This window comes from Acidimicrobiales bacterium, assembly GCA_025455885.1.
GTDB lineage: Bacteria > Actinomycetota > Acidimicrobiia > Acidimicrobiales > Acidimicrobilacustridaceae > Rhabdothermincola_A.
In genome coordinates this window covers 9,441-22,024 of the sequence record JALOLR010000001.1, presented here as the reverse complement: position 1 = coordinate 22,024, position 12,584 = coordinate 9,441, and the positions used below count along the sequence as shown (strand labels likewise).

The 12,584-nt window shown below is 71.4% G+C and carries 15 protein-coding genes; 5 read left to right on the top strand and 10 right to left on the bottom strand.

Going from position 1 to position 12,584, the window contains the following annotated elements:
* Window positions 1-11: 11 nt before the first annotated feature.
* From MUE36_00130 to MUE36_00115, 4 genes are all read right to left on the bottom strand, one after another.
* The gene (locus MUE36_00130) at window positions 12-365 is read right to left on the bottom strand and encodes a hypothetical protein (protein ID MCU0309337.1); all 354 of its coding nucleotides are present in this window, start codon (window positions 363-365) and stop codon (window positions 12-14) included.
* Window positions 366-389: 24 nt separating this feature from the next.
* A complete protein-coding gene (gene sufB / locus MUE36_00125; GenBank protein MCU0309336.1) occupies window positions 390-1,793 on the bottom strand; it encodes a Fe-S cluster assembly protein SufB in 1,404 nt (467 codons plus the stop codon).
* A 115-nt stretch (window positions 1,794-1,908) separates the two neighbouring features.
* Window positions 1,909-3,033: a PQQ-dependent sugar dehydrogenase gene (locus MUE36_00120; GenBank protein ID MCU0309335.1), complete on the bottom strand. Its 1,125-nt coding sequence runs from the start codon at window positions 3,031-3,033 to the stop codon at window positions 1,909-1,911.
* Between the two features lie 85 nt (window positions 3,034-3,118).
* Window positions 3,119-4,000, bottom strand: a complete 882-nt coding sequence (locus tag MUE36_00115; protein MCU0309334.1) for an LLM class F420-dependent oxidoreductase — start codon at window positions 3,998-4,000, stop codon at window positions 3,119-3,121.
* Window positions 4,001-4,066: 66 nt separating this feature from the next.
* Between MUE36_00115 and MUE36_00110 the strand changes: the two genes are divergently transcribed.
* Window positions 4,067-4,561: a DUF2752 domain-containing protein gene (locus MUE36_00110; GenBank protein ID MCU0309333.1), complete on the top strand. Its 495-nt coding sequence runs from the start codon at window positions 4,067-4,069 to the stop codon at window positions 4,559-4,561.
* Window positions 4,562-4,567: 6 nt separating this feature from the next.
* On the opposite strand, the gene MUE36_00105 is transcribed toward MUE36_00110, so the two are convergent.
* Genes MUE36_00105 through MUE36_00095 form a run of 3 tightly spaced genes read right to left on the bottom strand, consistent with a single transcriptional unit; the run spans window position 4,568 to window position 6,459 of the window.
* Entirely contained in the window at window positions 4,568-5,086 is a 519-nt protein-coding gene (locus tag MUE36_00105; GenBank protein MCU0309332.1) for a gamma carbonic anhydrase family protein, read from the bottom strand.
* Window positions 5,087-5,097: 11 nt separating this feature from the next.
* Window positions 5,098-5,592 (bottom strand): flavin reductase family protein, encoded by a 495-nt coding sequence (locus tag MUE36_00100; protein MCU0309331.1) that lies wholly within the window; start codon window positions 5,590-5,592, stop codon window positions 5,098-5,100.
* A 12-nt stretch (window positions 5,593-5,604) separates the two neighbouring features.
* Window positions 5,605-6,459, bottom strand: a complete 855-nt coding sequence (locus MUE36_00095) for an MBL fold metallo-hydrolase (GenBank protein MCU0309330.1) — start codon at window positions 6,457-6,459, stop codon at window positions 5,605-5,607.
* Window positions 6,460-6,572: 113 nt separating this feature from the next.
* Between MUE36_00095 and MUE36_00090 the strand changes: the two genes are divergently transcribed.
* Genes MUE36_00090 through MUE36_00080 form a run of 3 tightly spaced genes read left to right on the top strand, consistent with a single transcriptional unit; the run spans window position 6,573 to window position 8,569 of the window.
* Window positions 6,573-8,045, top strand: a complete 1,473-nt coding sequence (locus MUE36_00090) for a conjugal transfer protein TraF (protein ID MCU0309329.1) — start codon at window positions 6,573-6,575, stop codon at window positions 8,043-8,045.
* A complete protein-coding gene (locus tag MUE36_00085; protein ID MCU0309328.1) occupies window positions 8,042-8,329 on the top strand; it encodes a hypothetical protein in 288 nt (95 codons plus the stop codon). The genes MUE36_00090 and MUE36_00085 overlap by 4 nt, the downstream gene beginning before the upstream one ends.
* A 21-nt stretch (window positions 8,330-8,350) precedes the next feature.
* Entirely contained in the window at window positions 8,351-8,569 is a 219-nt protein-coding gene (locus MUE36_00080) for a hypothetical protein (GenBank protein ID MCU0309327.1), read from the top strand.
* Between the two features lie 20 nt (window positions 8,570-8,589).
* On the opposite strand, the gene MUE36_00075 is transcribed toward MUE36_00080, so the two are convergent.
* The 3 genes from MUE36_00075 to MUE36_00065 form a co-directional block, all read right to left on the bottom strand.
* Entirely contained in the window at window positions 8,590-9,495 is a 906-nt protein-coding gene (locus MUE36_00075; GenBank protein ID MCU0309326.1) for an A/G-specific adenine glycosylase, read from the bottom strand.
* A complete protein-coding gene (locus MUE36_00070) occupies window positions 9,492-10,274 on the bottom strand; it encodes a methyltransferase domain-containing protein (GenBank protein ID MCU0309325.1) in 783 nt (260 codons plus the stop codon). The genes MUE36_00075 and MUE36_00070 overlap by 4 nt, the downstream gene beginning before the upstream one ends.
* Window positions 10,275-10,341: 67 nt before the next feature.
* The gene (locus MUE36_00065; protein ID MCU0309324.1) at window positions 10,342-10,863 is read right to left on the bottom strand and encodes a MaoC family dehydratase; all 522 of its coding nucleotides are present in this window, start codon (window positions 10,861-10,863) and stop codon (window positions 10,342-10,344) included.
* 79 nt (window positions 10,864-10,942) lie between these two features.
* Here MUE36_00065 and MUE36_00060 point away from each other — a divergent pair, with 79 nt between their 5' ends.
* Window positions 10,943-12,553 (top strand): acyl-CoA/acyl-ACP dehydrogenase, encoded by a 1,611-nt coding sequence (locus tag MUE36_00060; protein MCU0309323.1) that lies wholly within the window; start codon window positions 10,943-10,945, stop codon window positions 12,551-12,553.
* The last annotated feature ends 31 nt before the right edge of the window (window positions 12,554-12,584 follow it).

Sequence of the window (12,584 nt, the reverse complement as noted above, 5' to 3'; positions counted from 1 at the left end):
AACGCGACCGGTCAGCTCCCGCGGCCGAAGCGACGGCGCATGCGGGCCATCAGCCCGCCCCCCTCGGCACGACGCCGCTCCGCCTCGACCTCGGCCAGGATGTCGGGTCCGGCGGCGTTGACGATGTCCTCGGCGGCGTCGAGCAGCTCGGCGATCCCCTCCCCCTGCGGCTCGTCGGGCGTCGCCGGAGTGACCAGCGTGCCGTGCTTCCAGTCGACGTCGACCAGTCGGGGCGCGTACTCGGGACAGTTCTCGGGGCAGCGCCACGGCGCCTCGGGGGCGAGATCGAGGTTGCACTTGCGCACCGTCTCACCGGTGGCGTAGGTGCGGCTCTCGAACTGCTTGCACTCCTCGCGCATCGGCATCGGAGCGAGTGGAGCTCGGCCGGCTCAGCCGACCGAGCCCTCCATCTGGAGCTCGATCAGGCGACTCCACTCGACGGCGTACTCCATCGGGAGGGTGCGGGTCACCGGCTCGATGAAGCCGTTGACCACCATGCCCATGGCCTGCTCCTCGGAGAGCCCTCGGCTCATCAGGTAGAAGAGCTGCTCGTCGGCCACCTTGGACACCGTGGCCTCGTGGCCGACGACGGCGTCGCGGGAACCGACCTCCATGTACGGGAACGTGTCGGAGACCGACTCGTCGTCGAGGATGAGGGCGTCGCACTGGACATGGCTCTTGCAGCCGTAGGCGTCGTCCTCGACCCGGACCAGGCCTCGGTAGGAGGTGCGGCCGCCGTCCTTCGAGATGGACTTCGAGACGATCTTGGACGTCGTCTCGGGGGCGGCGTGGACCATCTTGGCCCCGGCGTCCTGGTGCTGGCCCGGTCCGGCGTAGGCCACGGACAGCACCTCGCCGGACGCCTTCGGACCGACCATGTAGACCGCCGGGTACTTCATGGTCAGTCGACTGCCGATGTTGCCGTCGATCCACTCCATGTGGCCCTCGGTCTCGACCCGGGCCCGCTTGGTGACCAGGTTGAACACGTTGTTGGACCAGTTCTGGATGGTCGTGTAGGTCACCCGGGCGCTGGGCTTCACGACGATCTCGACGACCGCGGAGTGCAGCGAGTCGGTGGTGTACACCGGCGCCGAGCAGCCCTCGATGTAGTGCACCTGGCTGCCCTCGTCGGCGATGATCAGCGTGCGCTCGAACTGGCCCATGTTCTCGGCGTTGATCCGGAAGTAGGCCTGCAGCGGCATCTCGACGCTGACCCCGGGCGGGACGTAGATGAACGAGCCGCCGGACCAGACGGCGGTGTTCAGCGCCGCGAACTTGTTGTCGTTCTTCGGGATGACGGTCCCGAAGTAGGCCCGCACGATCTCGGGGTGCTCGCGCAGGGCCGTGTCCATGTCGGTGAAGATGACGCCCTGGGCCTCGAGGTCCTCACGGTTCTTGTGGTACACGACCTCGGACTCGTACTGCGCCGTCACGCCGGCCAGGTACTTGCGCTCCGCCTCGGGGATGCCGAGCTTTTCGTAGGTCTGCTTCACCGAGTCGGGGAGCTCGTCCCAGGCGTCGACCTGATGGTCGGTGGGCTTGATGTAGTAGAAGATCTCGTCGAAGAAGATCTCCGACATGTCGCCGCCCCAGTTCGGCATCGGGCGCCGCTCGAAGTGCTGGTAGCTCTTCAGGCGGATGTCGCGCATCCAGTCCGGCTCGCCCTTCATCCACGACATCTCGCGGATGATGTCCTCGTTCAGGCCCCGCTTGGGCTTGAAGACGTAGTCCTCGGCGTCGCTCCACCCGAGCTTGTAGCGGCCGAGATCGAGGTCGAGGTCGGTGGTGGCCATGGGAACTCCTTGCCGGAGGCGACGGTGGGGGGATTTCTCCTACGGCGATAGTAACAAACCCCTCGGCCCCGACCATCCCGCCCGGACGGATTTTCCCGGGCCTCGCCGGGAATTCTCAGTCGTACCGCGGGACGACCCGCAGGATCCGCCCCGGGGAGGCGTCGGTGGCCACGTACAGGTTCCCGTCCGGGCCCTGCACCGCCACCCGCAGCCGTCCCTGGTCGGTGAGCCGCGTCCACTCCTGGCTGGCCGAGGCATCGGGGTTGTCGAGCTTCATGACCCGCAGCTGTTGCCCCTTCAGCACGGCCATCGCCAGACCGTTCCCCCACAGCTGCCACTGGGGACCGTCGAGGAACGTCGCGCCCGACGGCGCGATGGTCGGACAGCCCGACCGCCACAGCGCGGGGATCGCCCCGGGGTGGCGGACGGTGTCGGTCATCGGGCGGCTCTCGTCGTAGCCCGGACCACCGTCGAGGCGGCGCGGGTCCCAGCCGTAGTTGCCCCCCGCCCGGAGTCCGTTCACCTCGTCGTCGCACCCGGTGCCGTGCTCGACCACCACCGGCAGACGGTCGCTCGGCCGGAACGAGATCCCCTGCGGGTTGCGGTGCCCGAAGGAGTAGATGCGCGGATCGAGGGTCCCACCCGGGTTCCCCGGGGCGCCGTTGCCGTTCGTGTCCACCCGCAGGACCTTGCCTCCGAGGGAGGTGCGGTCCTGGGGGACGGTGGCCATGGCCGCATCACCGGTGGTGACCCACAGGAAGCCGTCGGGGCCGAAGCGGGTGCGACAGCCCGAGTGGCGCCCGGCCTGGCCGCTCGTGTTGACCGGGATGCCGGTGACGATGTCGGCCCGCGAGGTGAGCGCGGTGAGCGCCTCGTTGAGGCGCCACCGCACGACGCGCACGTCGAGCGCACCGCCGGCGTTCGACATGAAGCAGGTGTAGACGCGGCGGTTGGTCGCGAACGCGGGATCGACCGCCAGCCCCATCATCCCGCCCTCGGACTGGGCGACGACGTCAGCCGGGCGGGCGACCTCGTAGTGGCTGCCGTCGAAGCGGACGACGTTCACCGGCCCGCTGCGCTCGGTCACCATCATCGGGCCGTTCGGCACGAAGGCGACGTCCCACGGTCGGTCGAGGCCCGGGACGACCGCGTCGACCTCCAGTCGGGTCGGCGCCTGGCAGGCCGAGGCCACCACCCCCAGCGCCGCCACGATCCCGATCGTCAGCAGAAGTCGTCGCACGTCGTCTCCTCCCCGGGCCGGTGCGCGTGCCGGCTCCCTCGGAGAGGTGATCGGCACCGCGGACCGGCCACTTCAGTCCTTCCGGTCAGCCGAGGAGCGCAGGGGCGAGTCGGCGCCACTCGTCCACCGGGGCGGCGGTGGACTCGGCGGGCAGCACCTGGATGCACACGTGGTCGGCCCCGGCGTCGTGGTGGGCGGCCACCCGGGCGGCGACGGCCTCCTCGTCCCCCCAGGCCACGATGGCGTCGACCAGGCGATCGGTGCCCCCGTCGGCGATGTCGGCGTCGGTGAAGCCGCACCGCTTCAGGTTGTTCGTGTAGTTGGGCAGGGTCAGGTACGTCGACATGTGGGCGCGGGCGATCCGGCGGGCGACGTCGGGGTCGGCCTCCAGGACCACCGCCTGCTCGACGCAGAGCAGGGGGCCCTCACCCATGGTCTCGCGGGCGAACGCGGTGTGCTCCACCGGCACGAAGTAGGGGTGGGCGCCGTCGGTCCGCTCGGCGGCGAGGCGCAGCATCTTCGGGCCCAGGGCGGCCAGCACCCGCCGCGCCGGGGTCGACGGGGCGACGGCGGCGAACAGGCCGGCGTCCATCTGGTCGAGGTAGGTCTTCATCGTCGAGTACGGCTTCGTGTAGTCGTGACCCCGCATGCCCTCGACCATCACCTGGTGGCTGACGCCGAGGCCGAGGAGGAAGCGCTCGGGGAAGGCCTCGGTCACGGTCTGGAGCGCCGAGTTGGCGCACAGGGCGTCACGAGCCCAGATGGAGGCGATCCCGGTGGCCACGACGATCCGCTCGGTTCCCGAGAGCAGGAGCGTGGCGCTGGTGAAGGCCTCCCGCCCCACCGCCTCCGGGATCCAGATCGCGCCGTAGCCGAGCGCCTCGACCTCCGCAGCGAGCTCCTGGCTCCTGGCCGAAGGCACGAGATCGAGTTGGTACTGCCAGATGCCGACCCGTCCGAGTTCCATCTCGTGACCCTACGCGGCCCGGCACGGCTCGAACCGGCGAGGACCGCCCCGTCCTACACTGGCGGGGTGGCTCCGCCTCCCCCACCCGCGGTCGACGACGACCGGGCCCTGCTGGCCGGTGCCGGCCCGTCCGTCGTCGCGCCGACCCGCCCCGTCTGGTGGAAGGTCGGGGGCCTGGCGGTGGTCGGCCTGGCCGGATGCGCGTACGTGGCGATCAACGACCCCAACACCTCGACGCTGTTCCCGGCCTGTCCGTTCCGGACGATCACCGGGCTCGACTGCCCGGGCTGCGGCATCACCCGGGCGTTGCACGCGCTGTTCAACGCCGACCCCGTCGGCGCTCTCGACCAGAACCTGCTGTTCGTGCTCGCCGTGCCGGTGCTGCTGTGGTGGGCCCTGCGGAGCGCGCTGCGCTCGAGCGGCCGAGCCACGCGAGCCGGGCCGGCCTTCCAGTGGCGCGCCTGGATGACCTGGGCGCTGGTGGCGACGATCTCGGGGTTCTGGGTCGTCCGCAACATCGACTGGGGGCCGTTCGCGTGGCTCCAGTCGGGTCTCTCCTGAGCGACGTCAGTCGAGGCGGCGCAGCTCGCGTCGGTAGCGCTGGCCCTTCTTCACGTAGTCGTCGGCCGAGTGCAGGATGAAGTCGAGCTTGCCGGACCCCTCCCGGAGCCGGGCCGGCACACCGAGGGCCATCATCCCGGTCGGGACCTCCATGCCGTCGGGGACGACGGCGTTCGAGCCGACCAGCGATCCCGTCCGGATGATCGCCCGGTGCAGCACCACCGAGCCGTTGCCCACCAACGCGGCGTCCTCGACCGTGCAGCCCTCGAGGTGGACGATGTGGCCGATCACGCAGTTGTCGCCCACCGTGGTGGGCAGGATCGGGATGCAGTGCACCACGCTCCCGTCCTGGATCGACGACCGGGCCCCGATGCGGATCGAGCCGTTGTCACCCCGCAGGACGGTGCCCGGCCAGATGCTCGACTCGGGGCCGATCTCGACGTCGCCGATCACCACCGCGTCGGGATGGACGAACGCGGTCGGGTCGATGCGGGGCTCGAGGTCTCCGAGGGCGTAGACCGGCACCGGCGCCCCGGCTACATCGTGTAGCGGCCGTAGCCGCCACGGAAGAACAGCAACGGCCCGCCCTCGTGGCGCACGTCGAGGTCCTGCACCGCGCCGATGACGATGGCGTGGTCACCCGAGTCGACGACGTTCTCGATCCCGCAGTCGATGTAGGCCAGCACGCCGTCGATGACCGGGGAACCGTTGCCGGAGCGCTTCCACCCGATCTCCGCGAACTTGTCGGGGGCCTTGGAGGCGAAGACCCGGCAGACGTCCTCCTGGTCCTCGGCGAGGATGTTCACGCAGAACGAGCCGTTGGCCCGGACCTTCGGCCAGGTGCTCGAGTGGCTGCCAGCGCAGAAGAGCACCTGAGGGGGCTCGAGGGACAGCGAGGCGAACGAGCCGATCGCCATCCCCACCGGTGCCCCCTCGTGCATGGAGGTGATGACGGTCACCCCGGTCGGGAAGTGACCGAGCACCTGGCGGTACTTGGCGGAATCGAACGCTGGTCGGCTCTGGTCGCTCACGAACGGTGGAGCTTAGGCCCGCACGCGGGACGGCTCGACCGCGAAGGAGAGGCCGTCGGCGGCAGCGAAGACGACGTCGACCCCCCGCTCGGATCCGAGCTCGGCCGCGTCGAGGGACAGCGTGTCGATGCGTTCGTCGTCGTGGGAGGGGTCGTGGTGGAACAGCGCCAGCGCCCGCGCCCCCGCCTCGGCGGCGACGTGCACCGCGTAGTCGACGGTGCAGTGGCCCCAGTCGGCCCGCGACGCGAACTCCTCGGTCGTGTACTGGGCGTCGTGGATCAACAGGTCGGCGCCGTCGCACAGCTCGAGCACCGCCGGCTCGACGAACCAGGGGTTGTCGCCGGGCTGTTGGTGGTCGCTCACGTAGACCACCACGACCCCGTCGCGCTCGACCCGGTAGCCGAGCGTGTCGCCGGTGTGGGGCACCCGCGCCGCGGTGACCTTCGCACCGGCCACCTCGAAGCGCTCGGCGGTGACGGTGACGAAGTGGATGGCCGCGGACATCTCCCGGGCCTGCACCGGGAAGAACGGGGGCACCATCAGCGCGTCGAACGCCTCGCCGAAGCCGCGCCCCCCGTCGGCGGGGCCGTGGACGACGAGCTCGCTGCCGGGGCACAGGAGCGGCTCGCAGAACGGCAGGCCCTGGACGTGGTCCCAGTGCAGGTGGCTGACGAGGGCATGGGCCCGCAGCGGCTCGTCACACGTCTGGTCGATGCCGAAGAAGCGCAGGCCGGTGCCGAGGTCGAGCAGGATCGGGTCGGCGTCGTCCGAGCGGAGGACGACGCTCGACGTGTTGCCGCCGTAGCGACGGTTCGCGTCGCAGGAACACGGGGTCGAACCTCGCACTCCGTAGAAGGTGACGTCCAAGTCCGGCCCCCACTCCGACTCCTGCAACGCCCCGACACTAATCCACGGTGACGGCCGTGTGAACACCAAGTGACACGGACCGTCACCGACCGCAGAGGGTAGCGTCACCGACCATGTCGGGGGGCGGGGTGCACCGGATCGAGACCGTCGGGACCGAACTGCCCGACGACGGGCTGATCGCCGTCGTGAAACGCGACTGCCCGACGTGCCTCCTGGTCGTGCCGGCGCTCGAGCAGCTGGGCGCCGCCGGGGGGCTGACCGTCGTGGTGCAGGACGACGCAGAGCCCTTCGCCCACCTCCCGGGCGTCGTCATCGACCGCGACCTCGACACCTCCTGGGTGCTGGGCGTGGCCACCGTGCCGACCCTGGTTCGCCGCGTGGGCGGGGCCGACGAGGGTCGTACCGAAGGCTGGTCACGACGGGAGTGGGAGCACCTCACGGGCGTGGCCGACCTCGCACCCGGGCTCCCGGAGCAGCGACCCGGCTGCGGCTCGCTCACCGAGGAGCCGTCGATCCGCGACCGGCTCCGGGTGCGCCACGAAGGCGCCCGGTTGCGGTCGCGTCGCATCGAGATCTCACCGCTCGACGACGAGATGGAGTCGCTGTTCGACCGTGGGTTCACCGACGGCCTCCCGGTGGTGCCACCGACCCCCGAACGGGTGCTGCGCATGCTCGACGGCACGAGCCGCGACCCGTCCGAGGTCGTGGCCGTCGTGCCCCCCGACCTCGTCGAGTGCACCGTCGAGAAGGTGGCCGTCAACGCGGTGATGGCGGGCTGCAAGCCCGAGTACCTGCCGGTCGTCCTCGCCGCCGTCGAAGCGGCGTGCACCGACGAGTTCAACATCCACGGGCTCCTGGCCACGACGTGGTTCGCCGGTCCGCTCGTGGTCGTCAACGGACCCGTCACCCGGGCCATCGGCATGAACAGCGGCGTGAACGCCCTCGGCCAGGGGAACCGGGCCAACGCCACCATCGGCCGTGCCCTCCAGTTGGTGATCCGCAACGTCGGGGGCGGCCGCCCCGGGGGGATCGACCGGGCGACGCTCGGGAACCCCGGGAAGTACACGTTCTGCTTCGCCGAGGACGAGGACGGCTCGCCGTGGACGTCGCTGGCCACCGACCGGGGCGTGCCCGAGGGGCGTTCAGCGGTCACGCTCTTCGCCGCCGAGGGGGTGCGGGGCATGGCCGACCAGACGTCCCGGACCCCCGAGTCGCTGGCCCGCTCCTTCGCCGCCTGCCTGGCCGGGGTCACCCACCCGCGGGTGGTGGTCGCCTTCGACGCCATGTTGGTGGTCAGCCCCGAGCACGGCCGGGTGTTCGCCGAGGCGGGCTGGGACAAGCAGCGCCTCCTCGACGAGCTGAAGGAGGTCCTCATGCTCGACACCGACCCCCTCCTCGAGGGGGTGGACGGGCTCGAGATGGGCCTCGACCCGAAGTGGGCCGGCCTCAAGCTCCCCAAGTTCCGCGACGGCGGCCTCACCATCACCTACGCCGGCGGCGGGGCGGGCATGTTCAGTGCCATCATCGGGTCCTGGGCCTCCGGAGCCGTCGGCAGCGACCCCGTCACCGTGGAGGTGCGTCCGTGAACCGAGAGAGCCTGACCGTGCTCGACCCGACCGGTGAGTTCGCGCCCGCCCGGCGTGAGCGCATGCCCCGCATCCCGTCGATCGACGGCCGCCGCGTCGCGCTGCTCGACATCACCAAGGCGCGCGGCGACGTCTTCCTCGACCGCCTCGAGGAGCAGCTCACCCGACGGGGAGCGGTGATCACCCGGTTCGCCAAGCCCACGTTCACCAAGCCCGCCCCGGTCGACCTGCGCCAGGAGATCGCCGTGCAGTGCGAGGTGGTCATCGAGGCGCTCGCCGACTGAGGGAGCTGCACGTCGTGCAGTGTGCACGACATCGTGGATCTGGAGTCACGAGGGGTGGTCGGCGTCTTCGTGGCGTCGACGGAGTTCGTCGACGCGGCGACCGCCCAGTCCACGGCGCTCGGCGCCGACCCGGCCCGCGTGTTCGTCCCGCACCCCATCCAGGACCGCACCGACGACGAGATCCGGGCCCTCGCCGACGACGCCGTCGACGAGATCGTCGCCGCCCTGACGACCGGCTGACCGCCCCGGCAGGGGGCCGGTCAGCGGGCGAGGGCGAGGTGCCCGGTCGAGGTCACGACGGCCAGGCCCTCGGCGACGAGGGCCTCGGCCGCCCGGCGGGCGTCGTCGGCGTCCCAGGCCGAGCCCTCCCGTTCCCAGCCGCACGCCGAGCGCCACTCCCCGGGGGCGAGCACGCCACCGGCCCGCAGCGCGTCGAGGAGCCGGGCCCGACCCTGGCGGAACGAGCCCTCGAAGCGGCTCTGGGATCGGCTGACGCCGTGCGAGCCGACGGCGGGATCGGGGTCGGGACGACCGGCCCCGTGCCAGGCGCACGAGGCCGCCAGCGGGCACCGATCGCAGTCGGGGCGCTGCTTGCGGCACACCGTCGCGCCGAGATCGAGCAGGGCCTGGTTCCAGGCCCACCCCTCCCCTTCGGGTACCAGGGCGTCGGCCGCGGCCTGGGCACGTCTCGGGCCGAGCGGCTCGCCGCCGTGGCGCGCCAGGATCCGCCCGACGTTCGTGTCGACGACCGCCACGTCACGCTCGAACGCGAACGCGAGCACCGCCCGTGCGGTGTACGGACCGACACCGGGGAGGTCGAGGAGCGCCTCGAGGTCGCCGGGGAAGCGACCCCCGTGGTCGTCGACCACGGCCTGTGCACACCGGTGCAGGCTGACGGCCCGGCGGTTGTAGCCGAGGCCCGCCCACTCCTCGACCACGGCGCCCACTCCGGCGCTCGCGCACCGGGACTCGTCGGGGAAGCGTTCGAGGAAGCGGTGCCACCGAGGCACCACCCGCTCGACCTGGGTCTGTTGGAGCATCACCTCGCTCACCAGGACCGCCCAGGGATCGCGGGTGCGTCGCCACGGGAGGTCCCTCCGGGCCTCGGCCCACCACTCGAGGAGTGCAGGCCCGGAGGCGACCCCGGTGCGGGGCGTCGGGCTCACCGTCGCCGACAGGTGTAGACCCGGGTCGTGTACGGGAAGGGGAAGGTCGACCGGCCGGCCAGGTCCGGGTGAGTGGCGGCGAGGCGGCGGACCCGGTCGAGCACCCGCGCCCGATCGTCGTCGTCCAACGCCGCGACCACGCTGACCGAGGCGGCCCGGGCGACCAGCAGCTCGGCGTCGAAGGTTTGGGACCAGGTGGTCTCCCACAGGTCCACGTCCCCGAACGCGCCCGACGCGGCGACCACCCCGGCGTAGTCGACCTCGTAGTAGCTGTCGTAGGGTCGATCGTCGACCGTCTCGGCCAGCAGGTCGCCGAAGCGCTCCACCCAGTCGTGGGAGCGGTCACGGGTGTTCCACACCAGGACGAGCGTCCCCCCGGGCCGCAGGACCCGCGCCATCTCGGCGAGCGCCGCCCGGGGCTCGAACCAGTGGAACGCCTGGGCCACGATGACGGCGTCGGCCGAGGCGTCGTCGAGCGGGATGTCCTCGGCGACGCCGTCGAGCACCTCGACCCGTCCGCCGCAGGCCTCGACCAGCACCCTGCGCATCTCCGCCAACGGCTCCACGGCGACGACCTCCGCACCCGAGCCGAGGAGGAGCCGGGTGAGCTTGCCGGTTCCCGCCGCGAGGTCGACGACGGTGCGTCCCGGGCCGAGGCCGGCGACGGACTCGATCCGGGCGACGGCGTCAGCCGGGTACGACGGGCGCGACGCCTCGTAGACGTCGGCGCCCCGGTCGAAGCCCTCGGCCGCGGCGCGCGGGATCCGCTCGTCGGACATGGCCGGGAGTGTGCCACGACGGAGTCGGTGCGCGGCCCGGGAGACCGCGGACCGCGGCGGCCCGGCGCTACCCCTCGTCGGCGGCGAAGACGTCGTCGCCGTAGGGCAGGCCCCGCTCGGGGGCGAACTCGCGCCGCCACACCATGACCCGGCGACGGAACTCGCAGACCTCCTCGCGGCGCTGGTTGATCCCCTTCGTCTCGACGGTCACGATGCCCCGTCGCCCGTCGGAGGTCTCCTTCTTGTCGAGCACGCGGGTGACGGCGTAGATGGTGTCGCCGTGGAAGGTCGGCTTGGCGTGCTTGAGGCTCTCCACCTCGAGGTTGGCGATGGCCGCCCCGCTGACGTCGGGCACGCTCATGCCCAGGACGAGGGAGTAGACGAGGTTGCCGACGACCAGGGGACGACCCATCGGCGACTCGTTCTCCGCGTACCAGTTGTTGGTGTGCGTCGGGTGGTGGTTCATCGTGATCATGCAGAAGAGGTGGTCGTCGGCCTCGGTGATGGTCTTGCCGGGCCAGTGGCGGTAGACGTCGCCCACCTCGAAGTCCTCGAAGTGGCGGCCGAAGGGACGGTCGATCACGGTCATGGGTCTCTCCTCGTCGCGGGCCCGCGGCGGGCCCGGGCTCGATCTCGTGACAGAAGCTACCGGTAGGTAACCTCAGCTCATGACCGTGACCGAACCGGATCTCACCGCCGCCGCTGCCGTCATCGACACCGCCCACGGCATCGTCGCCGCCTGCACCACACGACTCGCCGAGCTCGGCGATCCCGACGCCCACCAGGTGCTGACGTACGACCTGGCCCATGCCGCCGCCACCGTCGAGACCGGCCGGGCCATGCTCGCCTACGGCACCAACGGTGAGCTCGAGGCCCGTATCGCCTGCGCCTACGTCGCCGACGCCGTGGCCGAGCTGGCCCCCAAGCTGTTCGGGCGCGAGGCCGAGTGGGGTGTCGAGCCCGGCGTGCTCGACGCGACCCGTGCCTTCGTGGCCGCCTACCGGGCGCCGGAGTTCCTGGCGGCGTTGGCCGACGCTCCCGGTCCCCGTCACCTCGACGGCGACTTCGAGATGGTGCAGGACACGTTCCGTCGCTTCGCCACCGAGAAGATCGCCCCGGTCGCCGAGCACATCCACCGCCACAACGCCGACATCCCCGAGGACCTGATCCAGGGCCTGGCCGAGATGGGCGGGTTCGGTCTCAGCGTGCCCGTCGAGTACGACGGGTTCAGCGAGGGCGGGGAGAGCGAGTACATCGGGATGGTCGTCGCCACCGAGGAGCTGTCGCGGGCCTCGCTCGGGGCGGGGGGCTCGCTCATCACCCGTCCCGAGATCCTCACCCGCGCCCTGCTGGCCGGCGGGACCGAGGAGCAGAAGGCGCACTGGCTGCCGAAGCTGGCGTCGGCCGAGGTCATGGCCGCCGTCGCCGTCACCGAACCCGACTACGGCTCCGACGTCGCCGGCGTGACGTGCAGCGCCACCCCCACCGAGGGGGGTTGGCTGCTCAACGGGGTGAAGACCTGGTGCACGTTCGGTGCCCGCGCCGACGCCCTGATGTTCCTGGCCCGCACCGACCCCGACAAGTCGAAGACCCACCGGGGCCTGTCGATGTTCGTGGTGCCCAAGCCCCGCGGGGAGGGACACGGGTTCTCGTTCGTGCAGGAGGCCGGCGCCGACGGCGGTGCGGCCGGCGGAGGGACGATGGAGGGGCGGGCGATCGACACGATCGGCTACCGGGGCATGCACTCCTACGAGATCGCCCTCGAGGACTGGTTCGTCTCGGCCGCCAACCAGGTCGGCGGGGACGACGGGCTGGGGAAGGGCTTCTACTACCAGATGGCCGGCTTCGAGAACGGCCGCCTCCAGACCGCCGCCCGGGCCGTCGGGGTGATGCAGGCCGCCTACGAGGACGCCCACCAGTACGCCCTGGACCGAGTGGTGTTCGGACACCCCATCGCCGACTACCAGCTCACCCGGGCCAAGCTCGGCCGGATGGTCGTGCTCATCCAGGCCGGCCGGCAGTTCGGCTACGAGGTGGCGAGGCTGATGGCCCGGGGCCAGGGCCAGCTCGAGGCGTCGATGGTGAAGGCCTACGTCTGCAAGGCCGCCGAGTGGGTGACGCGCGAGGCGATGCAGATCCACGGCGGCTTCGGCTACGCCGAGGAGTACGCGGTGAGCCGGTACTTCGTCGACGCCCGGGTGCTGTCGATCTTCGAGGGGGCCGACGAGACCCTGTGCCTGAAGGTCATCGCCCGCCGCATGCTCGACAACGCCAAGTAGCCCCCCTTTTCCCGAACTGTTGAGTGTTCAG